The sequence below is a fragment of the Streptomyces sp. NPDC050534 genome, assembly GCF_044457745.1.
In the GTDB taxonomy this organism is placed as follows: Bacteria; Actinomycetota; Actinomycetes; order Streptomycetales; family Streptomycetaceae; genus Streptomyces.
Map to the genome: position 1 here is coordinate 279,268 of NZ_JBITHF010000004.1, position 23,099 is coordinate 302,366.

Annotated in this window: 21 protein-coding genes; 15 read left to right on the top strand and 6 right to left on the bottom strand. The window is 70.2% G+C overall.

The features are described 5' to 3' along the window. Nucleotides 1-31: 31 nt before the first annotated feature. Both ACIBN2_RS15595 and ACIBN2_RS15600 read right to left on the bottom strand, forming a co-directional pair. Nucleotides 32-1,792, bottom strand: a complete 1,761-nt coding sequence (locus tag ACIBN2_RS15595) for an ABC transporter substrate-binding protein (protein ID WP_399134888.1) — start codon at nucleotides 1,790-1,792, stop codon at nucleotides 32-34. 78 nt (nucleotides 1,793-1,870) lie between these two features. Continuing rightward, nucleotides 1,871-2,899, bottom strand: coding sequence for an ABC transporter permease (locus ACIBN2_RS15600; RefSeq protein ID WP_399134889.1), 1,029 nt, complete (start codon nucleotides 2,897-2,899; stop codon nucleotides 1,871-1,873). Between the two features lie 472 nt (nucleotides 2,900-3,371). Between ACIBN2_RS15600 and ACIBN2_RS15605 the strand changes: the two genes are divergently transcribed. Genes ACIBN2_RS15605 through ACIBN2_RS15625 form a run of 5 tightly spaced genes read left to right on the top strand, consistent with a single transcriptional unit; the run spans nucleotide 3,372 to nucleotide 8,961 of the window. Continuing rightward, on the top strand, nucleotides 3,372-5,009 hold the full coding sequence (locus tag ACIBN2_RS15605) for an ABC transporter substrate-binding protein (RefSeq protein WP_399134891.1): 1,638 nt from the start codon (nucleotides 3,372-3,374) through the stop codon (nucleotides 5,007-5,009). Between the two features lie 6 nt (nucleotides 5,010-5,015). Continuing rightward, entirely contained in the window at nucleotides 5,016-5,939 is a 924-nt protein-coding gene (locus ACIBN2_RS15610; RefSeq protein WP_399134892.1) for an ABC transporter permease, read from the top strand. After that, a complete protein-coding gene (locus ACIBN2_RS15615; RefSeq protein ID WP_399134893.1) occupies nucleotides 5,932-6,909 on the top strand; it encodes an ABC transporter permease in 978 nt (325 codons plus the stop codon). The genes ACIBN2_RS15610 and ACIBN2_RS15615 overlap by 8 nt, the downstream gene beginning before the upstream one ends. Nucleotides 6,910-6,914: 5 nt before the next feature. After that, nucleotides 6,915-7,898 (top strand): ABC transporter ATP-binding protein, encoded by a 984-nt coding sequence (locus tag ACIBN2_RS15620; protein ID WP_399135254.1) that lies wholly within the window; start codon nucleotides 6,915-6,917, stop codon nucleotides 7,896-7,898. Further along, nucleotides 7,891-8,961, top strand: coding sequence for an ABC transporter ATP-binding protein (locus tag ACIBN2_RS15625; protein WP_399134894.1), 1,071 nt, complete (start codon nucleotides 7,891-7,893; stop codon nucleotides 8,959-8,961). The genes ACIBN2_RS15620 and ACIBN2_RS15625 overlap by 8 nt, the downstream gene beginning before the upstream one ends. 121 nt (nucleotides 8,962-9,082) lie before the next feature. Here ACIBN2_RS15625 and ACIBN2_RS15630 read toward each other — a convergent pair whose 3' ends face one another. Next, nucleotides 9,083-11,242: a prolyl oligopeptidase family serine peptidase gene (locus ACIBN2_RS15630; protein WP_399134895.1), complete on the bottom strand. Its 2,160-nt coding sequence runs from the start codon at nucleotides 11,240-11,242 to the stop codon at nucleotides 9,083-9,085. A 176-nt stretch (nucleotides 11,243-11,418) separates the two neighbouring features. Here ACIBN2_RS15630 and ACIBN2_RS15635 point away from each other — a divergent pair, with 176 nt between their 5' ends. From ACIBN2_RS15635 to ACIBN2_RS15670, 8 genes are all read left to right on the top strand, one after another. Then, nucleotides 11,419-11,613 carry a hypothetical protein gene (locus ACIBN2_RS15635; RefSeq protein ID WP_384250654.1) on the top strand — a complete coding sequence of 65 codons (195 nt, stop codon included), beginning with the start codon at nucleotides 11,419-11,421 and terminating at the stop codon, nucleotides 11,611-11,613. Between the two features lie 63 nt (nucleotides 11,614-11,676). Beyond that, nucleotides 11,677-12,552: an N-acetyl-1-D-myo-inositol-2-amino-2-deoxy-alpha-D-glucopyranoside deacetylase gene (mshB, locus tag ACIBN2_RS15640; RefSeq protein ID WP_399134896.1), complete on the top strand. Its 876-nt coding sequence runs from the start codon at nucleotides 11,677-11,679 to the stop codon at nucleotides 12,550-12,552. Continuing rightward, nucleotides 12,549-12,959 (top strand): DUF6113 family protein, encoded by a 411-nt coding sequence (locus ACIBN2_RS15645; protein WP_399134897.1) that lies wholly within the window; start codon nucleotides 12,549-12,551, stop codon nucleotides 12,957-12,959. The genes mshB and ACIBN2_RS15645 overlap by 4 nt, the downstream gene beginning before the upstream one ends. A gap of 154 nt (nucleotides 12,960-13,113) precedes the next feature. After that, nucleotides 13,114-15,282, top strand: coding sequence for a hypothetical protein (locus ACIBN2_RS15650; protein WP_399134898.1), 2,169 nt, complete (start codon nucleotides 13,114-13,116; stop codon nucleotides 15,280-15,282). Nucleotides 15,283-15,417: 135 nt separating this feature from the next. Then, nucleotides 15,418-16,344 carry an ABC transporter ATP-binding protein gene (locus ACIBN2_RS15655; RefSeq protein WP_399134899.1) on the top strand — a complete coding sequence of 309 codons (927 nt, stop codon included), beginning with the start codon at nucleotides 15,418-15,420 and terminating at the stop codon, nucleotides 16,342-16,344. Beyond that, the gene (locus ACIBN2_RS15660; protein ID WP_399134900.1) at nucleotides 16,341-17,072 is read left to right on the top strand and encodes an ABC transporter permease; all 732 of its coding nucleotides are present in this window, start codon (nucleotides 16,341-16,343) and stop codon (nucleotides 17,070-17,072) included. Before ACIBN2_RS15655 ends, ACIBN2_RS15660 begins: the two co-directional genes overlap by 4 nt. A 5-nt stretch (nucleotides 17,073-17,077) precedes the next feature. Continuing rightward, complete coding sequence (locus ACIBN2_RS15665; RefSeq protein WP_399135256.1) at nucleotides 17,078-18,268, top strand: sensor histidine kinase; 1,191 nt, start codon at nucleotides 17,078-17,080, stop codon at nucleotides 18,266-18,268. Further along, entirely contained in the window at nucleotides 18,265-18,879 is a 615-nt protein-coding gene (locus ACIBN2_RS15670; RefSeq protein ID WP_399134901.1) for a response regulator transcription factor, read from the top strand. Before ACIBN2_RS15665 ends, ACIBN2_RS15670 begins: the two co-directional genes overlap by 4 nt. A gap of 105 nt (nucleotides 18,880-18,984) precedes the next feature. Here the strand turns inward: ACIBN2_RS15670 and ACIBN2_RS15675 are convergent, their stop codons facing one another. Together ACIBN2_RS15675 and ACIBN2_RS15680 are read right to left on the bottom strand one after the other, a co-directional pair. Beyond that, the gene (locus ACIBN2_RS15675) at nucleotides 18,985-19,836 is read right to left on the bottom strand and encodes a transglutaminase-like domain-containing protein (RefSeq protein WP_399134902.1); all 852 of its coding nucleotides are present in this window, start codon (nucleotides 19,834-19,836) and stop codon (nucleotides 18,985-18,987) included. A 29-nt stretch (nucleotides 19,837-19,865) separates the two neighbouring features. Beyond that, entirely contained in the window at nucleotides 19,866-20,876 is a 1,011-nt protein-coding gene (locus ACIBN2_RS15680) for a GNAT family N-acetyltransferase (protein ID WP_399135257.1), read from the bottom strand. A 140-nt stretch (nucleotides 20,877-21,016) separates the two neighbouring features. Between ACIBN2_RS15680 and fdxA the strand changes: the two genes are divergently transcribed. Together fdxA and ACIBN2_RS15690 are read left to right on the top strand one after the other, a co-directional pair. Continuing rightward, nucleotides 21,017-21,337 (top strand): ferredoxin, encoded by a 321-nt coding sequence (gene fdxA / locus ACIBN2_RS15685; RefSeq protein ID WP_003973842.1) that lies wholly within the window; start codon nucleotides 21,017-21,019, stop codon nucleotides 21,335-21,337. A 122-nt stretch (nucleotides 21,338-21,459) separates the two neighbouring features. After that, complete coding sequence (locus tag ACIBN2_RS15690; RefSeq protein ID WP_399134903.1) at nucleotides 21,460-22,551, top strand: bifunctional succinyldiaminopimelate transaminase/glutamate-prephenate aminotransferase; 1,092 nt, start codon at nucleotides 21,460-21,462, stop codon at nucleotides 22,549-22,551. Between the two features lie 82 nt (nucleotides 22,552-22,633). Here the strand turns inward: ACIBN2_RS15690 and ACIBN2_RS15695 are convergent, their stop codons facing one another. Next, a complete protein-coding gene (locus ACIBN2_RS15695) occupies nucleotides 22,634-23,098 on the bottom strand; it encodes an ATP-binding protein (RefSeq protein WP_399134905.1) in 465 nt (154 codons plus the stop codon). Nucleotide 23,099: the final 1 nt, after the last annotated feature.

Here is a 23,099-nt window from a genome sequence, read left to right on the forward strand (position 1 = left end):
GCGGCCGTCGCAACGGCCGCCCCCGGTCGGCTTACTTCTTGACGTACAGCTTGCAGAGCGCGACGCAGGTGTTGCCGGCGTCGTACACCACGTTGCCGACCTTGGATCCGTACATCCAGTTACGGATGGAGTGGTAGTCCGGGACGACCGCCGCGAGCTCCATGATCTGCTTGTCGATGGCGCCCCAGGCCTTGTTGGCGGCCTTGGTGTCCGCGATCGTGGAGGCCTGGTCGATCGCCTTGTTCACGGTCGGGTCGTTCAGCTGGGCGTAGTTGCTGCGGCCGTCGCCGATGTTCTTGCCGCTCCAGCAGGGGAAGAAGACCGAGTAGCCGTTCGGCCAGTCCGGGCTCCAGCCGGCGGCGAACAGGTCGTAGCCGTTGTCGATCTTGCCGATCTGGGTGTAGAAGGTCGTCTTGTCGACCTGCTTGTTGACGACCTTGAAGCCCGCCGCCTCCAGCGCGTTCTTGATCGCGACGGCCTGCTTCACCGCGTTGTCCGACTGCTGGTAGGCGATGACCAGCTTCTGGCCGACCTTGCCGGCCTCCTTCAGCAGGGCCTTGGCCTTCGCCGGGTCGCCACCGGGCTTCGTCTCCACGCCGTAGAGGTCGAAGTGCTCGTAGCCGGGGGTGACGGGGCTGAGGATGGTGGAGGCCAGTTCGCTGGTGGCCTTGCCGCCGCGGATGGTCTGCAGCTGCTGGTGCGGCCAGGCCCAGTTGATGGCCTGACGGACCTTGACGTCCTTGATCCGGGTCATGTTGATCGGCCAGTAGTAGGTGACCGTGTCGACCTGGGTGAGGACGCGCTTCTTCAGCGTGGCGTTGGTGAGCACCTGCTGGGTGCGCTCCGGAGCGACCTCGTTGAAGATCGACATCGTGTACTGGTCGTTGCCCTTGTCCGCGATGTAGCGGTCGGTGGAGGCGACGGTCTCGTAGCCGAACTGGAAGAGGTACTTGTCCGGGTAGGCGTTGCGCATCGCGTCCGTCTTCGGGTCCCAGTGCTCGTTGCGCACGTAGGTCAGCGACTTGCCGATCTTGCGGTCGCCGATCTTGTAGGGACCGAGGGCGTACGGACGCTTGTCGTACTGCTCCTTGGTGTCGTGCTTCTTCGGCACCAGGCCGTAACCCGGCATGCCGAGCGTGTAGTTGAAGTCGGCACGCGCCTCGGTGAGGTGGAACGTGATGGTCTTGCCGTCGATCTCGATGGAGTCGAGGCTCTTGCCGCTGTAGGGGCCCTTGTACTTGTCGCCGCCGACCAGCCACTGCTGGACGTAGCGGGGACCCTCGGTGACGAAGGAGGCGAAGAGGCGCTCGAAGGTGTGGCGGACGTCGTCCATGGAGAGGTCGGCGCCGTCCTCCCACTTGACGCCGTCCTTGATCGTGAACGACCAGGTCTTGCCGCCGTCCTTCATGGTGCCGGCGTCGGTGGCGACGTCGCCGACCAGCGTGCAGCCGCCCTTGTCGTCGATCTTGTAGCCGGTGAGGCCGCGCAGGATCGGACGGGTGATGGCGCCCTCGGTCGAGACGTAGATCTGGGCCGGGTCCAGGTGGTCCATGTCGAACTGGTCGAGCGAGTAGATCGTGCCGCCCTTGACCGCACCCGGGACCTCCGGCGCGGGGCCGGTGGAGTCGGCCTTGGTGCCGACCGGGATGTTCATGGTCTTGGCACCGGAGACCGAGGGCACCTTGTCGTTCGACGAGCTGCCGCCCCCGCTGCCGCCGCAGGCGCTCAGCACGGTGGTGCCGGCCGCGGCCACACCGGTGGCTATCAGGAAGTTTCTGCGGGAAAAGGACATGCTGGGCCTGCCTCTTGTGTGAGTCGTGACGAACGGGACCGGCCGGGCGGCGGACCGGCCGGGACGGGGAGCTTGGGGTTACCGCCTGGACTTCGGGTCGAGCGCGTCGCGCACCGAGTCACCGAGCAGGTTGAAGGCGAGGACGAAGATCACCATCGACAGGCCCGGGAAGAGCATGAAGGTGAAGTCCTCGGTGTAGAACTGGGCGCCGCGAGCGATCATGACGCCCCAGTCCGGGGTCGGGTCGATCATGCCGACGCCGAGGAAGGAGAGACCGGCCTCCGAGGTCACGTAGAGGGGGAGGAGCAGTGTGAACTGGATGATGATCGGCGTCCACAGGTTGGGCAGCAGCTCCTTGAACACGATGCGCATCGGGGACGCGCCCGTGATCTTCGCTGCCTCGATGAACTCCCGTTCACGCAGGCCGAGTACCTGGCCGCGCAGCAGGCGGGCGATCGACGACCAGCCGAAGAAGGACAGGACGATGATCAGCGCGAAGGCTCGCAGCGAGGTGGGGATGTTGTCGTCGGGGGCGACGAAGAAGCCGAAGACGACCGGCATGAAGGCGATGAAGAACAGCGTCGAGGGGAACGACAGCAGGATGTCGATGACCCGGCCGACGAAGTAGTCGACCTTGCCCCCCAGATAGCCCGCCGTGACGCCGATGAGGACGCCGAGGACCGTGGTGAGCACGGCGGCGGCAGCGGCGATGCCCAGCGAGTTGCGGATGGCGTACAGCAGGAACGTGAAGACGTCCCGCCCGAGCTGGGGCTCGATGCCGAACCAGAAGTCCGAGCTCATGCCGCCGTTGGGGCCGGCCGGGTAGGAGAACGCGTTCAGCAGGTTCGGGTTCTGGCTGGCGTACGTCGTGTACGGGTCTTTGCCGTAGAGCTTGGCTATCAGTGGCGCGGCCACCGCGATCACTATGAAGAAGATCACGATGTAGGCGGATATAACACCCGTCCGGTCGCGCTTGAAGCGAGTCCAGGCCAGACGCCCGGGTGAACGGCTCTCGCTGCCCTTAGGGGTGGAGGGCGAAGGTGACGTCTCGACGCTTGCGTCGGTCACCTCGAGCGGTGCGGCCGCCGATGGAGTTGGGGGGGTCATGGTGCTCCTGGCCCAGGAGGAGGTCTGAGTGACTCCGCAGGGCGCTCCCCTACGGGCTACGCCGGACTTTTTCAACGCAATTCGTTCAAGGTCAATAAATTCTCACTCGACTTGGGCTTAGCTTTGCTTTCTTTGCCTGCCCTTGACCGATCTGTAGCTACGCGTGTAGTGCCTTGTAATCGATCCGTGTCCAGAAACGGGCCAACTACGCGAAACGGGCAAGGAGTTCGATATGCGGATGCCTCCGTATCGAAATCCGTACATCTCCTCGTAACAATCCAACGGTTCGGCATCGGATCACGAAGATCCATTGCGCGATTCAGGGGAGATCCATCGCCGGAACGGGGTCCGCGCGCGCCCATCCGGATGGTGTGGGCCGCCGAAGATCCACTGATGGGTCCGTGCGTGTGCGGTGTATTCCTTTTGAGTTGATATTGCCGGTAACGGACTGGCAGTCATGAGGAGGCACACGATGCGTGGAGCCACGCACGCCAAATGGGCCGCGGGCGCGGCGGCGGTCGCACTCGCCGCGACGGCCTGCGGGGGCGGCGGCAGCGACAACGGCGGCGGCAGTGGTGGCGGCGGTGCTGTGCTCAGTTCCTCCTGGGGAGACCCGCAGAACCCGCTGGAGCCGTCCAACACCAACGAGGTGCAGGGCGGCAAGGTCCTCGACATGATCTTCCGCGGGCTCAAGCGGTACGACCCCAAGACCGGCGCGGCCAAGGACATGCTCGCCGAGAAGATCGACACCACGGACTCGAAGAACTTCACCATCACCGTCAAGAGCGGCTGGAAGTTCAGCAACGGCGAAGCCGTGACCGCCAAGTCCTTCGTGGACGCCTGGAACTACGGCGCCAGCCTGAAGAACAACCAGAAGAACGCGTACTTCTTCGGCTACATCGAGGGCTACGACAAGGTCCACCCCGAAACCGGCACGCAGACCGCCGACACGCTCTCCGGGCTGAAGGTCACCGGCAACCTCACCTTCACGGTCAAGCTCACCCAGAAGTTCTCGACGTTCCCGGACACCCTCGGGTACGTGGCCTTCGCGCCGCTGCCGCAGGCTTTCTTCAGCGACCACGCCTCCTGGATCGCGAAGCCGATCGGCAACGGGCCGTACACGGTGCAGTCGTACACCAAGGGCTCGAAGATGTCCCTCAGGAAGTGGGACGCCTACCCCGGCACGGACAAGGCGCAGAACGGGGGCGTGGACCTCAAGGTCTACACCGACAACAACACCGCCTACACCGACCTCATCGCCGGCAACCTCGACCTGGTCGACGACGTGCCCGCCGCCCAGCTGAAGAACGTCAAGAGCGACCTCGGCGGCCGGTATCTGAACACCCCGGCCGGCATCATCCAGACGCTCGCCTTCCCGTTCTACGACAAGAACTGGAACACGAGCGGCTCGCAGAAGGTCCGCAAGGGCCTGTCCATGGCGATCAACCGCCAGCAGATCACCGACACGATCTTCCAGAAGACCCGCACGCCGGCCACCGACTGGACCTCGCCGGTGCTCGGCACGAAGGGCGGGTTCCAGGACGGGCTGTGCGGGGACGGGTGCGACTACAACCCCTCCGAGGCCAAGAAGCTGGTCCAGGAGGGCGGCGGGCTGCCGGGCGGCCAGGTCAAGATCAGCTACAACGCGGACACCGGCTCGCACAAGGAGTGGGTCGACGCCGTCTGCAACTCCATCAACAACGCGCTCGGCAACGACAAGGCCTGCGTCGGCAACCCGGTCGGCACCTTCGCCGACTTCCGCAACCAGATCACCCAGAAGAAGATGTCGGGTCCGTTCCGGGCGGGGTGGCAGATGGACTACCCCCTGATCCAGAACTTCCTGCAGCCGCTCTACTACACCAACGCCTCCTCCAACGACGGCCACTGGTCCAACAAGGACTTCGACAACCTCGTGAACCAGGCCAACGGCGAGACCGACACCGCCAAGGCGATCTCGCTGTTCCAGAACGCCGAGAAGGTTGTACGGGACAACATGGCCGCCATCCCGCTCTGGTACCAGAACGGCAGCGCCGGCTGGTCCGACCGGCTCTCCAACGTCGCCCTGAACCCCTTCAGCGTCCCGGTCTACAACGAGATCAAGGTCGGCTGAGCCGCCATGGGCAGGTACGTGGTCCGGCGTCTGATCCAGATGATCCCGGTGTTCATCGGGGCCACGATGCTGATCTTCCTGATGGTCAACGTGATGGGCGACCCCATCGCGGGCCTGTGCGGCGAGCGGCAGTGCGACCCGGCCACGGCCGCCCAGCTGAAGAAGGAGTTCGGGCTGGACAAGCCCGTATGGCAGCAATACCTGATGTACATGGGGAACGTCTTCACCGGAGACTTCGGCACCGCGTTCAACGGGCAGAAGGTCACCGAGCTGATGGCGACGGCGTTCCCCGTGACCATCCGGCTCACCATCGTGGCGATCCTCTTCGAGATCGTCATCGGCATCACGCTGGGGGTGATCACGGGGCTCAAGCGCGGGCGCCCCGTCGACACCTCGGTGCTGCTGCTCACCCTCGTCGTCATCTCCGTCCCCACCTTCGTCACCGGCCTGCTCCTGCAGCTCCTGCTCGGCGTCGAGTGGGGCTGGATCAAACCGTCGGTCTCCCCGGACGCGAACTTCGGCGAGCTGATCGTGCCGGGCCTGGTCCTGGCCTCCGTCTCGCTCGCCTACGTGACCCGGCTGACGCGGACCTCCATCGCGGAGAACCGGCGCTCCGACTACGTCCGCACGGCCATCGCCAAGGGGCTGCCGCGGCGGCGGGTGATCGTCCGGCACCTGCTGCGCAACTCCCTGATCCCCGTGGTGACCTTCATCGGCACGGACATCGGTGCGCTGATGGGCGGCGCGATCGTCACCGAGCGGATCTTCAACATCCACGGCGTCGGCTACCAGCTCTACCAGGGCATCCTGCGGCAGAACACGCAGACCGTCGTGGGTTTCGTGACCGTCCTCGTCCTCGTCTTCCTGGTGGCCAACCTGCTCGTCGACCTGCTGTACGCCGTACTCGACCCGAGGATCCGCTATGCCTGAGCAGTACGAGTCCGAGGGCGTCATCTCCTCCGCGGGCACGGGCGGCGCGATGGACCTCGCGGTGACCGAGGCGGAGACGCTGGAGCGGACGCCCGGGGGACCGGAGGGCACGGGCCCCGCGGGCAAGCCGCGCTCCCTGTGGTCCGACGCCTGGCGGGACCTGCGCCGCAATCCCGTCTTCATCCTCTCGGGGCTGGTGATCCTCTTCCTGGTCGTCATCTCCATCTGGCCGTCGCTGATCACCTCCGGCAACCCCCTCAAATGCGACCTCGCCAAGGCCCAGGAGGGCTCGCAGCCCGGCCATCCCTTCGGCTACGACGGCCAGGGCTGCGACGTCTACACGCGCACGGTGTACGGGACCCGCGTCTCCATCAGCGTCGGCGTCCTGGCCACGCTCGGCGTCGCACTCCTCGGCTCGATCCTGGGCGGGCTGGCCGGGTTCTTCGGCGGGGGCTGGGACTCGCTGACGTCCCGGATCACCGACATCTTCTTCGCGATCCCGGTCGTGCTCGGCGGTCTCGTCCTGCTCTCCGTGGTGACCAGCAACACCATCTGGCCGGTCGTCGGGTTCATCGTGCTGCTCGGGTGGACGCAGGTCTACCGCATCGCCCGCGGCTCGGTCATCACCGCCAAACAGAACGACTACGTCCAGGCCGCCCGCGCCCTCGGCGCCTCCAACTCCCGCATCCTGCTACGGCACATCACGCCCAACGCCGTGGCCCCGGTGATCGTGGTGGCGACCATCGCGCTCGGCACCTACATCGCCCTGGAGGCGACCCTGTCCTACCTCGGCGTCGGCCTCAAACCCCCCACGGTCAGCTGGGGCATCGACATCTCCGCCGCCTCCCCCTACATCCGCAACGCCCCCCACATGCTCCTGTGGCCGGCCGGCGCCCTCGCCGTCACGGTCCTCGCCTTCATCATGCTGGGCGACGCGGTGCGGGACGCTCTCGATCCGAAGCTGAGGTGATGGCGTTGCTGCTCGAAGTGCGGGATCTGCAGGTGGAGTTCCAAACCCGGGACGGAGTGGCCAAGGCCGTCAACGGGGTGGGCTACAGCGTGGACGCGGGGGAGACGCTCGCGGTGCTCGGGGAGTCCGGGTCGGGGAAGTCCGTCTCCGCACAGGCGGTCATGGGCATCCTCGACGTCCCGCCCGGGAAGATCACCGGCGGCGAGATCCTCTTCCAGGGCAGGGACCTGCTGAAGCTCAAGGAGGACGAGCGGCGGAAGGTCCGCGGGGCCGAGATGGCCATGATCTTCCAGGACGCGCTGTCCTCCCTCAACCCCGTGCTCTCCGTGGGCGACCAGCTCGGCGAGATGTTCGTCGTGCACCGGGGGATGTCGAAGAAGGACGCGCGGAACAGGGCCGTGGAGCTGATGGAGCGGGTGCGCATCCCGGCGGCCAGGGAACGCGTCAAGGACTACCCGCACCAGTTCAGCGGCGGCATGCGCCAGCGCATCATGATCGCGATGGCCCTCGCCCTGGAGCCCGCCCTCATCATCGCCGACGAGCCCACCACCGCCCTCGACGTGACCGTCCAGGCCCAGGTCATGGACCTGCTCGCCGAGTTGCAGCGCGAGTACAACATGGGGCTCATCCTCATCACCCACGACCTCGGCGTGGTCGCCGACGTCGCCGACAAGATCGCCGTGATGTACGCGGGCCGGATCGTCGAGTCGGCCCCCGTGCACGACATCTACAAGGCCCCCGCGCACCCGTACACCAGGGGCCTGCTGGAGTCGATCCCGCGCCTGGACCAGAAGGGCGAGGAGCTCTACGCCATCAAGGGCCTGCCGCCCAACCTCATGAACATCCCGCCCGGCTGCGCCTTCAACCCCCGCTGCCCGATGGCCCAGGACGTGTGCCGTACCGACGTACCGCCCCTGTACGAGGTGGACGGTCAGGATTCGGCCCGGCGCAGTGCCTGCCACTTCTGGAGGGAGTGCCTGAATGGCTGAGCCCATTCTTCAGGTCAGCGGGCTGGTCAAGCACTATCCGCTCACCCAGGGGATTCTTTTCAAGAAGCAGGTCGGGTCCGTGAAGGCCGTCGACGGCGTGGACTTCGAACTCGGCCGCGGCGAGACCCTCGGCATCGTCGGCGAGTCCGGCTGCGGCAAGTCGACGGTCGCCAAGATGCTGGTCAACCTGGAGAAGCCGACGGCCGGTCAGATCCATTACAAGGGCGAGGACATCGCCCGGCTCTCCGGCAAGGCGCTGCGCTCCGTACGGCGCAACATCCAGATGGTCTTCCAGGACCCGTACACCTCGCTCAACCCCCGTATGACGGTCGGCGACATCGTCGGAGAGCCGTACGAGATCCACCCCGAGGTGGCCCCCAAGGGCGACCGGCGGGCCAAGGTCCAGGAGCTGCTGGACGTCGTGGGCCTCAACCCCGAGTACATCAACCGCTATCCGCACCAGTTCTCCGGCGGTCAGCGCCAACGCATCGGCATCGCACGCGGGTTGGCCCTGCGCCCGGAGATCATCGTCGCCGACGAGCCGGTCTCCGCGCTCGACGTCTCCGTCCAGGCCCAGGTGATCAACCTCCTCGACCGGCTGCAGAGCGAGTTCGAGCTGAGCTACGTCTTCATCGCGCACGACCTGTCGATCGTCCGGCACATCTCGGACCGGGTCGGGGTGATGTACCTGGGCCGGATCGTGGAGACCGGCCGGGACAGCGAGATCTACGACCACCCGACGCACCCGTACACCCAGGCGCTGCTGTCCGCCGTCCCCGTGCCCGACCCGGTGGCGCGCGAACACCGGGAGCGGATCATCCTGGCGGGCGACGTGCCGTCACCCACGAACGTCCCCTCCGGCTGCCGCTTCCGCACCCGCTGCTGGAAGGCGCAGGAGCGGTGCGCGCTGGAGGTGCCGGAGCTCGCGGTACCCGCCGTGTTCCGGTACGAGACCGGTCCTACCGCCCACGACTCGGCCTGCCACTTCGCGGAGGAGAAGCAGGTCGTGCCGCCCGAGGAGCCTGAGCAGGAAGAGCAGGAGCAGGAGGAGGAAGAGGAGTAACACGCAGGCAACTTGGCCGACCCGCCTCCGATATACGGACGCGTCAGTCTGTGGAGCGTACGGCCGTGCGGGTGCCGTAAGCGGGCCGGGGCGCGCCATGTCGCCCCGGCCCGCTGCCTTGCTAGGACAGGCCCAACGACCGCCGCAGGAAGTCCAGTTGCAGCAGCAGCAGATTCTCGGCGACCGACTCCTGCGGGGTCATGTGCGTGACGCCGGACAGCGGCAGCACCTCGTGCGGGCGGCCGGCCGCGAGCAGGGCCGAGGACAGCCGCAGGGAGTGGGCGACCACCACGTTGTCGTCGGCGAAGCCGTGGATGACCATCATCGGGCGGTGCGGCTCGGCGGCGTCCACCAGACCGGCGTCGTCGATCAGCGAGTTGCGTCGGTAGACCTCCGGCTGCTCGTCCGGGTGGCCGAGGTAGCGCTCCTGGTAGTGGGTGTCGTACAGGCGCAGATCGGTGACGGGTGCCCCCACCACGGCCGCGTGGAAGACGTCCGGGCGGCGCAGCGCCCCGAGCGCTGCCAGATAGCCGCCGAAGGACCAGCCCCGGATGGCGACCCGGTCCAGATCGAGGGGGAAGTCGCCGGCGAGGGCCCGCAGCGCGTCCACCTGGTCCTCCAGGACGACCGCCGCGAGGTCGTCGCGGACCGCCTTCTCCCAGGCCGGTGAGCGGCCCGGGGTGCCCCGGCCGTCGGCGACCACGACCGCGAAGCCCTGGTCGGCGAACCACTGGGACGTCAGGTGCGGATTGTGCGCGGCGACCACCCGCTGGCCGTGCGGACCGCCGTAGGGATCCATGAGGACGGGCAGCGGGGTCCGGCCGTCGTGGTCACGGGGGAGCAACACGGCGCACGGGATGCGCCGTGCGCCCCCTTCGGTGAAGGTCACGCGCGGGGACATACCGGGATCTTCGGCGTACGAGGTGACGGTCGCCGTCTTACCCCGGCCTTCGGCCGGGGAGACCCCCATCTCCCTTCGGCCGCCGTCGCGCAGCACCCGCACCCGGCTGCCCGGCCGGTCGACCGAGGCGGACACCAGCACGGTCACGCCTCCGGCGCGTACGGCCGCGTGCACACCGGGCTCCTGCGAGACGCGCTCCAGGCCGAGCTCGTTGACGCGATAGACGTGCACCTCGCCGATCTCGGGGGCGTCCGCCTCGGCGCCCGCCGACGCGGAGACCAGCACGTCGTGCGGCCCCACGTCCAGCACGGCACGAACGTGCAACTGCGGTCCGGTCAGCGGGCGTTCACCCACCGCGAGGACCCGTGCGCCGCCCTCGTCGGCGATCCGCACGAGGTTTCCCGACGGGCTCCAGCAGGGCACCCCGGGGAAAAGATCAAGCCAAACTCGATCTTCGTCCGCGTGCACCAGCCGGGTCTCGCCCGTCTCCGGGGACACGGCCAGGAACAGCTGACTGCGCTGGTCGCGCGCCTGTACGAGCAGCAGTGGCGCACCCGCGTCCGACCAGTGCACATGCGCCAGATACGGATAGCGCGCCCGGTCCCAGACGACCTCGGTGCGCTCCCCGTCGAGGCCGATCACGAAGAGCCGTACGTCCGCGTTGGCGGTGCCCGCCGCCGGGTAGGGCACGTGCTGTGGATCACGCTCGGGCCGTGCCGGGTCGGAGATCCACCAGCGCCGTACGGGCGTGTCGTCCACGCGCGCGACGAGCAGGCGCTCCGAGTCCGGTGACCACCAGAAGCCCCGGGAGCGGCCCATCTCCTCGGCCGCGATGAACTCGGCCAGCCCGTAGGTGACGTCGGCCGACTCCGGCTCCGCGAGTGCCCGCTCGTCCTTGCCCTCGGTGCTCACGACCCGTAGCGCACGGTGCGCGACGTAGGCGACGTGCCGGCCGTCGGGAGAGGGGCGCGGGTCGATCACCGGCCCCGCGGCGGGGAGTTCACGTGCCGTACCGGCCCGCAGCTCGGCCGCGAAAAGCCGCCCTGACAAGGCGAAAGACGCCAACTCCACGGCCGCGTCGGTGGCGTAGCCGACGATCCCGGCGCCGCCCTCACGGCTGCGTTCGCGGCGCGCCCGCTCCTCGGGCGGCAGGTCCTCGTCGGCGCCGCCCAGCAGGGCGCGCGGGTCGGCCGCCACGCGCTCCTGGCCCTGCGCCGGGTCGAGGACCCACAGGGAACTCGCCCTGTCGGTACCGGAGGTGGAGCGCAGGAACACGACTCGCGCGCCGTCGGGCGCCACGGTGAAAGCACGCGGCGCACCGAGCGTGAAGCGCTGGGTGCGTGCGTGCCGGCGGGGGAAGGAATCGGACCTCGTCGTCATGCTCCGACCATATTGGCCATGCGCCCCCTTGTGCGGCCGTGCGCCGATCGATGCGCGCGCCCGGATAGTTATGATCACTGGCGCATGGTGGGTATGAACCTGCTGGTTGTTGCGTGGATTTATCTGCCCCCCCAAGTCCGATCCCCCACTGCTGGGACCTTTGGAGGTGAACCGCCGTGGCACTCTCGATTTCGGCGGTGGTGCTGCTGGCGATCGTCGTCTTCCTCCTGATCAAGAAGTCAGGACTGAAGGCGGGGCATGCCATCGTCTGCATGCTGCTCGGGTTCTACCTCGCGTCCTCGACCATCGCTCCCACCATCAACGAGCTGACGACGAACATCGCCGGGATGATCGGCAGCATCAAGTTCTGACGGGCGGTCCGCGAGCGGGCGGGTGAGCGGGGGCCGGGGCCCATGGCCTCGTAGGGTGGGCCCATGACGGAACAGCCCTCCCGGCGTCTGCTGCTGGTGCACGCGCACCCGGACGACGAGTCGATCAACAACGGCGCGACCATGGCCGCCTACGCGGCCGGGGGTTCTCGCGTCACCCTGGTCACCTGCACCCTCGGCGAGCGCGGCGAGGTCATCTCGCCGGAGCTGCGGCATCTCACCGGCCCGGCACTGGGCGAGTACCGGCTGCGCGAGCTCACCGAGGCCATGGGCGCGCTCGGCGTCGAGGACTTCCGTCTGCTCGGCGGCGCGGGGCGCTACGGCGACTCCGGGATGATGGGCCTGGCCGACAACGACGACCCGCACTGCTTCTGGCAGGCGGACGTCGACGAGGCGGCCGGGCACCTCGTCGAGGTGATCCTCGAGGTGCGTCCCCAGGTCCTCGTCACCTACGACGACAACGGCGGCTACGGCCACCCCGATCACATCCAGGCCCACCGCGTCGCCATGCGCGCCGCCGAACTGGCCGCCCAGGCGGGCTGGGACATCCCCAAGGTGTACTGGAACCGGGTGCCCGAGTCCGCCGCGGAAGAGGCATTCGCCCGGCTCGCGGACGAACTGCCCGCTCTGCCCTTCTCCAAGGCCGCCGTCATCGACGACGTACCGGGTGTCGTGCCCGACGACCGCGTCACCGCGGAGATCGACGGCGGCGCGCACGCCGCCGCCAAGGCCGCCGCGATGCGGGCGCACGCCACGCAGATCGAGGTCGCGGAGGGCTACTTCGCCCTCTCCAACGAGCTGGCCCAGCCCCTGTTCACCACCGAGTACTACGAGTTGGTGCGCGGCGAGGCCGGTGCGGCGCGGGAGAGCGACCTGTTCGCCGGGCTCGCGGCCGGTGCCGGCGCGGGGGAGGCGTCATGAACGAGCGCGGTTCGCTGCTCACCCAGCCTCTGCAGCCGCCCTCCGCCGGGCGGATCCTGCTGTACGTGGGCCTCTTCGTGCTCGGCCTCGTCGTCGGCGTCGCCGGTTCGCTCATGCAGGGCGCATGGTTCCCGGGCGGGCTGCTGCTCGCCCTCGCCGGCGAGGCGGGGGCCTGCCTCGGCGGCGGACTGGCCGCCCGCGGCCGGGGCGGGGCGATCGCGCCCGCCGCCGGCTGGCTGATCGCCGTCATCCTGCTCACCGCCAGCAGGCCCGAGGGTGACTTCCTCTTCGGCGCGGGAGGCGGCTCGTACCTCTTCCTGCTCGGTGGCATGGCCGTGGCTGTGATCTGCGCCACCCTTGGTCAGGGGTGGCAACCAGGGGGCCGTGACGTCCGACTTGGGAAGTGACGTACCAGTTCGCCATCAACCGCGCGTGCGAGTCCCGTGTGGGTTTCCCCGGCGGTCATGGGATACACGCCAGAAGTGGCCAGTATGGTGGTGCGCGCCGCCGAGCCGCCCGTGAGGTTGTGTCGGGCGGTGGAGCCAACCGGGAGAACCTGCCTTGAGTCGTGAAACTGACACTCCGTCCTCCGGGCCCAACGGGCGCGGCGGAGCCGCATACCCGTCGGGTACGCCGCCGTACGGGACGCCCATGGCTTCCGACGCCGGTACGGACGCGGGCCGAGCGGCCGCGCAGCCGGAGGAGCGTAAGACCGAGACCACGCTGACGACCCGGATCCGGATCAACATCCCCGGGTCGCGGCCCATTCCGCCGGTCGTCGTGCGTACGCCCGTCACGGACGCCGGGTCCCCCGGGGAGACCGGGGAGACCGAGGCTCCGGCGCCGCCGCAGGCGACCCAGCCCATGGGTACCGTCGAGGCTCCGGCCGAGCCCGGACCGCCCGCCGAGGAGAAGACCAGCGACTGGTTCGCGCCGCGCAAGTCCGGCGCGCCCAAGGGCGGTCAGGGCGGCGGCGGGACCAACGGGGCGGGTCTGCCGGGTGGTTCGGGTGCGCCCGCCGCACCGGGTGCGCCGGGCCCGGGTGCCGGGGCTCCCGGCGCCGGTGCCGCTCCCGGCGCTCCGCGTCCGGGCACCGGCCGTCCCGGCGGCGTCGTCGGCTCCATGAGCGTGCCGGGCGCCTCTCGCCCCGGCGGGACGAACGGCGCCGGCCTCCCCGGAGCGACCGGCGGGCCGGTGGCCCCCGGGCACGGCGGCGGCACCGGTTCCTTCGACGTCACCGAGGCGCTGGCCGCGGGACCGCTCGGCGCGCGTCCCGGCGGCGGCGAGCCGCGCCGTGACGACCTGCCGTACTTCGCGGACGGCGACCGCGGCGCCCAGGGCGGGCCGAACGGGCAGGACCCCTACGGCGCTCCGGGCGGCGCGAGCGGCTTCAACGGCCCGAACGGCCACGGCGGCCCGGACGGCGGTCAGGGACCCGCGGGCCCGACCGGTGGGCCGGTCACCGGCGACGCCCACCTGGCCCCGCCCCCCGGCGGCATGGGCGGCCCGCACGGCGCCGGTCTCGGCCCCGGTGGCGGCCTCAGCGACGACACCGCGATCCTCACCCCGCAGAAGCCGGCCCCCGAACCGGGTGTGCAGGGGTACCCGGCGCCCGACAACGTCTCGGGACAGACCGTCAAAAGCGGCATTCCGGTCGTACCGCCGGGCTCCAACTCACCGTTCGGCCACGGCGCCCCGGGCGAGGCCCCGCTGCCGCACACGCCCCCGAGGCTCCCGGAGCCGGTGGCGCAGAACGTGCCGTCCGCCTCCGCCCCCAAGAAAAAGAAGAAGGGGCGCAACAAGCTGGTGCTGGTCGGCACCGGTGTGGTCGTCGTCGCCGGTCTGGCCTACGGTGCCGGGCTGCTGATGAACCACTCCGACGTGCCGAAGGGCACCACCGTGCTCGGCGTGGACATCGGCGGCGGCACGCGTGACGACGCCGTCAAGAAGCTCGACGAGGCGTTCGGCGGCAATGTGAACAAGCCGCTGAAGCTGTCGGTCGGCGGCAAGACGGTCTCGCTCAAGCCCGACCAGGCCGGGCTCCAGCTGGACGAGCAGGCCACGGTTGCCGCTGCCGCGGAAAGCGACTACAACCCGATCTCCGTCATCGGCTCCCTCTTCGGCAACCACCGTGTCGTCGACCCGGTCATGCCCGTCGACGAGGAGAAGCTGGCCGCCGCGCTGACCACCACGTCGGGCGGCTCCGGCTCGATGGTCGAGGGCTCGATCCAGTTCAAGTCCGGCAAGGCCGTCCCGATATACGGCAAGCCGGGCAAGGGCATCGCCGTCACCCAGTCCACCGAGGCCGTGAAGACGGCCTACCGCACCCAGGTGGAGACCGGCTCGGCCGCGCCCGTGCAGGTCGCGACGACCACGCAGCAGCCGACGGTGTCCAAGGCCGAGGTCGACCGGGAGATGAAGGCGTTCGCGGAGCCCGCGATGTCGGGGCTCGTCACGGTCAAGACGGACACGGGTGTCTCGCTGCTGATGAGCCCGCAGAAGTCCCTGTGGAAGTTCCTCAGGGTCCAGGCCGTCAACGGCAAGCTCGTCGACAAGCCGGACCTCACCGCGCTCAAGCAGCTCTACGGCGGCCAGTTCGACGGAGTCCTGATCACCCGGGGCACCGGCAAGAAGACGGCCGTCACCCCCGAGGACGTCTACGGCGCCCTGCGCCAGGCCCTGCTGCGCACGACGAACCGGGTCGGGATCATCCAGACGAACCCGAGCTGACACCGGCTCCGAGAGGGGGCACCCGGCACACGCCGGGTGCCCCCTTCGCCGTGGGCGGCGTATGACATCTGTCATCCGGCAGTCAGGACCGCCGACACTGCCGTGATCAAGGTCCGTCCGGACACGATGGATCACATGACGACGACAGTGACAGCGACCGCCGCGCCCGTGGTCGGGTTCGAGCAGGTGAGCAAGGCGTACGGAAGTGTCCGGGCCGTGGACGGGCTGACGCTCGCGCTGCACCCGGGGGAGACCGTGGCGCTGCTGGGGCCCAACGGGGCCGGCAAGTCGACCACGCTCGATCTGCTGCTCGGGCTGAAGAACGCCGACAGCGGCGCGGTCCGCGTCTTCGGCACCAGCCCCCGCGAGGCCATCGTGGCGGGGCGCGTGGGCGCCATGCTGCAGAGCGGCGGGCTGATGGACGAGGTCACGGTCGCCGAGCTGGTGAAGCTCGCCTGCGACCTGCACCCGAAGCCGTACAAGGCGGCCGACGTCCTCGCCCGCGCCGGAATCGCCAAGATCGCCGACCGCAAGGTCAACAAGCTCTCCGGCGGCCAGGCCCAGCGCGTCCGCTTCGCCCTCGCCACCGCCGGCGACAGCGACCTGATCGTCCTGGACGAGCCCACCACCGGGATGGACGTCTCCGCCCGCCAGGCCTTCTGGGCCACCATGCGCGAGCAGGCCGACCAGGGCCGCACCGTGCTGTTCGCGACCCACTACCTCGAGGAGGCCGACGCGATCGCCGACCGGGTGCTCGTCCTGCACCGGGGACGGCTCCTCGCCGACGGCACCGCCGCCGAGATCAAGGCGAAGGCCGGCGCGCGGAGGGTGGCCTTCGACCTGGAGGGGACGATCGACGAAGCCCCGCTGCGGAGCCTCCCGTTCCTCACCTCCGTCGACATCTCCGGGCAGACCGTCCGGATCCAGTCCACCGACGCCGACGCGACCGTGCACGCGCTCTACGGCCTCGGCGTCTACCCCCGCAACCTCGAAGTCGCCGGCCTCGGTCTGGAGCAGGCCTTCGTCGCCATCACCACCGCCGAGGAGTCCAAGCAGTCATGAACAGCCTGATCAAGCTGGAGCTCACCCGGGCCCTGCGCAACCGCAAGTTCCTGTTCTTCTCGGTGATCTACCCGTCGGTGATCTTCCTGCTCGTCGCCAACCAGTCGGGCAACGTCCAGGGCACCGGCCTGAGCGTCGCGAAGTACGTCATGGTCTCCATGGCCTCCTTCGGCGCCCTGACCGCCGTCCTCATGGGCAACAGCGAGCGCATCGCCAAGGAGCGGGAGAACGGCTGGGTACGGCAGCTGCGCCTGACCACGCTGCCCGGGCGCGGCTACGTCCTCGCCAAGACCGCCAGCGCCGCCGTGGTCAGCCTGCCCTCCATCGTGGTCGTCTTCCTGGTCGCCGCCGCCGTCAAGGACGTACGCCTGGACGCCTGGCAGTGGCTCGCCCTCACCGGCGCGATCTGGGCCGGCAGCCTGGTCTTCGCCGCCCTCGGCGTCGCCATCGGCTACATCGCCTCCGGGGACGCCGTCCGCCCGATCACGATGATCACCTACTTCGGCCTGTCGATCCTCGGTGGCCTGTGGTTCCCCTCCACCACCTTCCCGCAGTGGCTCCAGGACATCGCGAAGTGGCTGCCCACGCACGCGTACGCTGCCCTCGGACAGGCCATCGAGCAGAGCCGGGCCCCGCACACCAAGGACGTCGCCATCCTCGTCGTCTTCTTCCTGCTCTTCGCGGGCGGCGCGGCGTGGCTGTACCGGAAGGACACGCTGAAGGCGTGAGCGCGATGACGGAAGACGAGCTGCCCGAGGAATGCCGGGCCGAGAACGCGATCCGGGTGGGCCAGCCGCCCCGGGACCGGGGCGAGGCCATGCGCAAGCTGGTCTGGATCCTGCCCTGGCTGATCTTCCTCGGGGCCCCGGTTCAGGACCTGACCTCGGGCGGGCACCCGGCGGCCGTGACGGCGGCCGGGTGGCTGGCCCTGGTGTCCTTCACCGGCGTCTACCTGACGCTGGTGTTCCGGAACATGGGCCGGCCGTTCTCCGGCCGCAGCGTCGTCGCCCTGGTGGTGTTCCTCGGCACGCTCGCCGTCGTCCTGAGCCTCAGCCTCGGCTACCAGTGGATCGGCCTGTTCGTCTACGTCTCCGTCGCCTGCGGCGCCACGCTCCCGATCCGGGCGGCGTACTGGGCGATCGGGCTGAACTCCCTCGCGATGGTCTCGGTGGGCCTGACCGAGAGCAAGTTCGACTGGAGCCTGGTCCTGGTGGTCGTCCTCCTGGGCTTCGCCATGACCGGCGTCAAGCAACTGGTGCGCACGACCGTCGAGTTGCGCAAGGCCCGCGCCACCGTCGCCCAACTGGCCGCCAACGAGGAGCGGTTGCGCCTCGCCCGCGACCTGCACGACCTGCTCGGCCACTCGCTGTCGCTGATCACGCTGAAGAGCGAGCTCGCGGGCCGGATGCTCCCCGACCACCCCGACAAGGCGGCCCAGCAGGTCGCCGACATCGAACAGGTCAGCCGCCAGGCCCTGGTGGACGTCCGCGAGGCCGTCACCGGCTACCGCCGCCCGCGCCTGTCCGCCGAGCTCGCGGGCGCGCAGGTCGCCCTCACGGCGGCCGGCATCATCGCCGACGTACCCGACGAACCGGACCTCTCCGGCGTCCCCGAGGAGAGCGAGTCGGCCCTGGCCTGGGCGCTGCGCGAGGCGATCACCAACGTCGTACGGCACAGCGGCGCCGGGCGCTGCACCGTGGAGGTGCTCAAGCGGCAGACCCTGGACGGGCACATGCTCGAACTCTCCGTCGAGGACGACGGCTCCGGCGGTTCCGGCAGGAGCCCGGGCAACGGCCTCACGGGTCTGACCGAACGGCTGGAGAAGGCGGGCGGCACCCTGGAGGCGGCCGGCACCAAGCGCGGTTTCCGGCTGGTCGCCCGCGCGCCCGCGGGCTTCCCGCCGGCCGTAGGATCCGGTGCATGAGCCCTACGATCAAGGTCCTCCTCGCCGAGGACCAGTCGATGGTCCGCGAGGCCCTGGCCGCCCTCCTCGGGCTCGAGGACGACATCGAGGTCGTGGCCCAAGTGGCGCGCGGCGACGCGGTGCTGGCGGCCGTGCGCGAGCACGACGTGGACGTGGCCCTGCTCGACATCGAGATGCCGGGCTGCACCGGCATCGAGGCGGCGGCCCAGGTGCACAAGGCGCTGCCCGCGGTGAAGCTGGTCGTCCTCACCACCTTCGGCCGCCCCGGCTACCTCCGCAGCGCCATGGAGGCGGGCGCCGACGCCTTCCTGGTCAAGGACGCCCCGGCCGCCCAACTCGCCGAAGCGGTACGCAAGGTGCTGGCGGGAGAGCGGGTCATCGACCCCACCCTCGCCGCCGCGGCACTCGCCGAGGGCGCCAACCCCCTCACCGACCGCGAACGCGAGATCCTCCGCGCGGCGGCCGACGGCTCCACCAACGCCGAACTGGCGGCAGCCCTGCACCTCTCCCAGGGCACGGTCCGCAACTACCTCTCGACGGCGATCCAGAAACTGGCCGTACGAAATCGGGCGGAGGCGGTACGGATCGCGAGAGAAAAGGGCTGGCTCTGAACGCCATTCACCGCCGCACCCTCAGGGACGCGGGGAAGTGCGCGACCAACCACGACGCACGTGGAGCCGCGCAATCACAGAGCCTCCTACGGCGAAGAGGCGCCCTCAGTTGAGCCTGGCCCGAGCCGCCCGAGCCTGCCCCCGCACCCGCTCCGCCGCCCCCTCATCCACGGCACTGATCAACTCCGCGTACTCCTCCAACTCCACGGCCCCATCGACGAAGTCCCCCCGCTGCACGAGCAGATGGGCCCGCTCGTACCGCAGCCGCGCCGGATGCGAGGGCAGCAGCAGCGACAGCTCCACCGCCCACAGCGCCACGTCCGACCGCTCGGGCCGGGCGGCGGCCCACGCGCGGACGTTGTTCAGGATGCGCGACACCACCTCCAGCGGCGCCGCGGGCGCCAGCATCGACCGGTCCAGCGGAGCCCCCGTCGCCCCGGCCACCAGCACCTCCGCGTCGCCCCCGCCGAGCACCCGCCCCCCGTCGAAGGGATCGACGAGCACCTGCGCGTCCTCGGGGCCGAACCCGACGACGAAGTGCCCCGGCAGGGCGACCCCGTACACCGGCGCCCCCGCCCGCCGCGCGACCTCCACCCACACCACCGACAGCAGGATCGGCAGCCCGCGGCGCCGCCGCAGCACCTCGTGCAGCAGCGAGGACTCCAGGCGCTGATAGTCGGCGGGGGCGCCGCGGAAGCCCTCCCGCGCGCCCAGCAGATGGTGCAGCGCCGTCGCCCAGGACATCGGGCCGCCGGGCCGGAACGGCAGCTGCCCCGCCAGCCGGTCCAGCTCCATCTGCGCGGCGTCGATGCCCGCCTCGTCCAGCGTCCCGTCCGCCTCGGCGCCCACCAGCAGACAGAGCAACGACAGATCCGGCCGCTCGGACCGCGCCTCCTCGGCGAACCGCCGCCGCAGCTCGGCGGACCGCTCGGGCGAAGGGGGGTAGGGGGGACGCATAGCAGGCTCGTGCCCTCTCACGGCGATCGCTACGACTGGCCGCTGCCGGGAGCCGCCGGTTCCCGGTAGTGGTGGTACGCGTGGTGCGCGGCGAAGCCCATCCCGGCGTACAGCGCCCGCGCTCCCGCGTTGTCCTGCTCGACCTGGAGCCAGGCGGCCGAGGCACCCTCGTCCAGCGCGCGCCGGGCCAGCGCCGACATGACGGTGGTGGCCAGCCCGCGCCGCCGCATCGCCGGATCCACCTCGACGGCGGCGAAGGACGCCCACCGCCCGTCCACCACGCACCGCCCGATCGCGGCGGGGGCGCCGTCACCGGGGACGGTCGCGAACCACACCGAGGGCCCTCCTCCGAGCACCCTCAGCGCCACCTCGCTCACACCCTTGCGCTGATAGCGCGCGAGCCACGCCTCGTCGGCCTCCCGGGACAGCACGACGCCCGCGCCCTCGGCCCGGTCGGCGACCGGCGCGAGCGCCCCGGTCCACACCTCCGCGCTCACCTCGCGCACCCATCCGCGCCGCTCCAGCTCCGCGCACAGAACCTCCTGCGTGCCCTCGGCGCCGGTCGCGGTCTGGACATAGGCGGGCAGCCCGCGCTCGCCGTACCAGCGCCGTACGGCGCTCAGCGCCTCGTCCAGCGGCAGGCCCGGGTCGCCCAGCGGCAGCACCGAATTGGCACGCCGGGTGAACCCGGACGCGGCCCGCAGCTCCCACTCGCCGAGCCGTTCGCTCTCCACCGGCCGCCACGCGCGCGAGGCGACCCGGGCGAGCTCCTCGTAGGAGGCCGCGGGGCCGCGGCGCCGCGCCGGGGCCGAGGGGACCACCTTCCCCGCGACCAGCGCGGATTCCGCGATGCGGACGCTTTCACCGTTCTTCCGTGTGATCAGCAGCACACCGTCGTTCCATGATGTGAGAACACCCACCGTGTCGGTGAACTTCTCCTCCGGGACCGATGATTCGATCAAGCACCGGACGGAGACCCGTTTCCCCACGTCAGCAGCGGTGATTCGGACCTCGAGACGTCCTTTGGCCGAGATTTCCACAGGTCGGTTCACCCCTCCTGTTCGGATCATGCCCAAGAACGGAGATACTAGGGGCGGGCATCGACGACGCCGCGCTCCCGCGCGCCAGGCGGCGGAGCCTACGGAGGCCCGCCAGCGCCCAATCGAGGAGGAACGACAGCGTGACCTACGTCATCGCGCAGCCTTGTGTCGACGTCAAGGACAAGGCGTGCATCGAGGAGTGCCCGGTCGACTGCATCTACGAGGGCCAGCGGTCCTTGTACATCCACCCGGACGAATGCGTCGACTGCGGTGCCTGTGAGCCGGTCTGCCCGGTCGAGGCGATCTTCTACGAGGACGACACTCCGGAGGAGTGGAAGGACTACTACAAGGCGAACGTCGAGTTCTTCGACGAGCTCGGCTCGCCCGGCGGCGCCAGCAAGCTGGGACTGATCGAGCGCGACCACCCCTTCGTCGCCGCGCTGCCGCCGCAGAACCAGTAAGAGCGGCCCGTAACCGACGCGCCGCCTCGGTCCCGTACGGCCGGATCGCCATGATCGCCGTACGGGGCCGAGGCGTTTGCCGTGCGAGGGCCTTTGCCGTACCAGAAAGTGAGCCAGAAACCGTGTCCGCAGTCTCAGACCGCCTGCCCACCTTCCCCTGGGACAAGCTGGAGCCGTACAAGAAGACGGCCGCCGCGCACCCGGACGGCATCGTCGACCTCTCCGTCGGCACCCCGGTCGACCCGGTCCCCGAACTGGTCCAGAAGGCGCTGATCGACGCGGCGGACTCCCCGGGCTACCCGACGGTCTGGGGCACCCCGGCGCTGCGCGACGCGATCACCGGCTGGGTCGAGCGCAGGCTCGGCGCCCGCGGCGTCACCCACCGGCACGTCCTGCCCGTCGTCGGCTCCAAGGAACTGGTCGCCTGGCTCCCCACGCAGCTGGGCCTCGGCCCCGGCGACCGGGTCGCGTACCCGCGGCTGGCGTACCCGACGTACGAGGTCGGCGCCCGCCTGGCCCGCGCGGAGTACGAGGCCTACGACGACCCCACCGAGCTGAACCCCGAGGGGCTGAAGCTCCTCTGGCTCAACTCGCCCTCCAACCCCACCGGCAGGGTCCTGCCCAAGGAGGAGCTGACCCGGATCGTCGCCTGGGCCCGCGAGCACGGCGTCCTGGTCTTCTCCGACGAGTGCTACCTGGAGCTCGGCTGGGAGGCCGATCCCGTCTCGGTGCTGCACCCGGACGTCAGCGGCGGCTCCCACGAGGGCATCGTGGCCGTCCACTCCCTCTCCAAGCGCTCCAACCTGGCGGGCTACCGCGCGGCCTTCCTGGCCGGTGACCCGGCCGTCCTCGGCCCCCTGCTGGAGATCCGCAAGCACGGCGGCATGATGACGCCGGCGCCCACGCAGGCGGCCGTGGTGGCGGCCCTGGGCGACGACGGCCATGTCCGCGAGCAGCGGGAGCGGTACGCGGCCCGCCGCACGGCCCTGCGCGCGGCGCTGGAGAAGCACGGCTTCCGCATCGAGCACAGCGAGGCCAGCCTCTACCTGTGGGCGACGCGGGACGAGTCCTGCTGGGACACCGTGGCCCACCTGGCCGGACTCGGCATCCTGGTCGCGCCGGGCGACTTCTACGGCCCGGCGGGCGAGCGGTTCGTCCGGGTGGCGCTGACGGCGACGGACGAGCGGGTACGGGCGGCCGCGGAGCGCCTGTGACCGCCGACGCGGTCCAGCGGCGGCCGTAGGAACGCCGAAGGGGCCCGGGAGAGATCCCGGGCCCCTTCGCCGTACGGAGTGCTCAGCCGCCGATCGGCAGGCCCTTCACCGGCAGGGTGGCGGGGGCCGGCAGGCCGCCCTTGGTCAGCGAGTCGGTCGGCAGGCCGCCGCCCTTGGTCGCGGACTGCGTGGTGACACCGACGATCTCGCCGACGGAGCCCGCAGCGCTGCCCGCGGCCTTCTGCGCGGCCGGGGCGGCCTTCTTGGCCACGCTGCCACCGGTCTTGCCCGCGTTCGGCACCGCCTTCTTGACCGCGTTGGCGCCCGCGGCGCCCGCGATCCCGGTGACGTTCTGCGCCGCGCCGTCGACGGTGTTGCCGACGTTTGCCCCGTCCAGCGCGGTCAGGCCACCGACGTTCGGGGTGGCGGGCAGCTGGGGGGCCGCGCTTGCCGCGCTCGCCGCGCCGGCCGCGCCGACCCCGGCAGCCGCTCCCGCTGCGACGAGCAGCGCGGCACGGGCGATCCGACGGGTCAGGGGGAGGGACATG

Bases quoted from the DNA above. Each gene is read 5' to 3' on its own strand.
- ACIBN2_RS15655 (WP_399134899.1), top strand. From the start codon at position 15,418: ATGACGACGACAGTGACAGCGACCGCCGCGCCCGTGGTCGGGTTCGAG.
- ACIBN2_RS15615 (WP_399134893.1), top strand. From the start codon at position 5,932: ATGCCTGAGCAGTACGAGTCCGAGGGCGTCATCTCCTCCGCGGGCACG.
- ACIBN2_RS15630 (WP_399134895.1), bottom strand. From the start codon at position 11,242: ATGACGACGAGGTCCGATTCCTTCCCCCGCCGGCACGCACGCACCCAG.
- ACIBN2_RS15595 (WP_399134888.1), bottom strand. From the start codon at position 1,792: ATGTCCTTTTCCCGCAGAAACTTCCTGATAGCCACCGGTGTGGCCGCG.
- ACIBN2_RS15670 (WP_399134901.1), top strand. From the start codon at position 18,265: ATGAGCCCTACGATCAAGGTCCTCCTCGCCGAGGACCAGTCGATGGTC.
- ACIBN2_RS15675 (WP_399134902.1), bottom strand. From the start codon at position 19,836: ATGCGTCCCCCCTACCCCCCTTCGCCCGAGCGGTCCGCCGAGCTGCGG.
- ACIBN2_RS15625 (WP_399134894.1), top strand. From the start codon at position 7,891: ATGGCTGAGCCCATTCTTCAGGTCAGCGGGCTGGTCAAGCACTATCCG.
- ACIBN2_RS15605 (WP_399134891.1), top strand. From the start codon at position 3,372: ATGCGTGGAGCCACGCACGCCAAATGGGCCGCGGGCGCGGCGGCGGTC.
- ACIBN2_RS15695 (WP_399134905.1), bottom strand. From the start codon at position 23,098: ATGTCCCTCCCCCTGACCCGTCGGATCGCCCGTGCCGCGCTGCTCGTC.
- ACIBN2_RS15645 (WP_399134897.1), top strand. From the start codon at position 12,549: ATGAACGAGCGCGGTTCGCTGCTCACCCAGCCTCTGCAGCCGCCCTCC.
- ACIBN2_RS15665 (WP_399135256.1), top strand. From the start codon at position 17,078: ATGACGGAAGACGAGCTGCCCGAGGAATGCCGGGCCGAGAACGCGATC.
- mshB (WP_399134896.1), top strand. From the start codon at position 11,677: ATGACGGAACAGCCCTCCCGGCGTCTGCTGCTGGTGCACGCGCACCCG.
- ACIBN2_RS15610 (WP_399134892.1), top strand. From the start codon at position 5,016: ATGGGCAGGTACGTGGTCCGGCGTCTGATCCAGATGATCCCGGTGTTC.
- ACIBN2_RS15600 (WP_399134889.1), bottom strand. From the start codon at position 2,899: ATGACCCCCCCAACTCCATCGGCGGCCGCACCGCTCGAGGTGACCGAC.
- ACIBN2_RS15660 (WP_399134900.1), top strand. From the start codon at position 16,341: ATGAACAGCCTGATCAAGCTGGAGCTCACCCGGGCCCTGCGCAACCGC.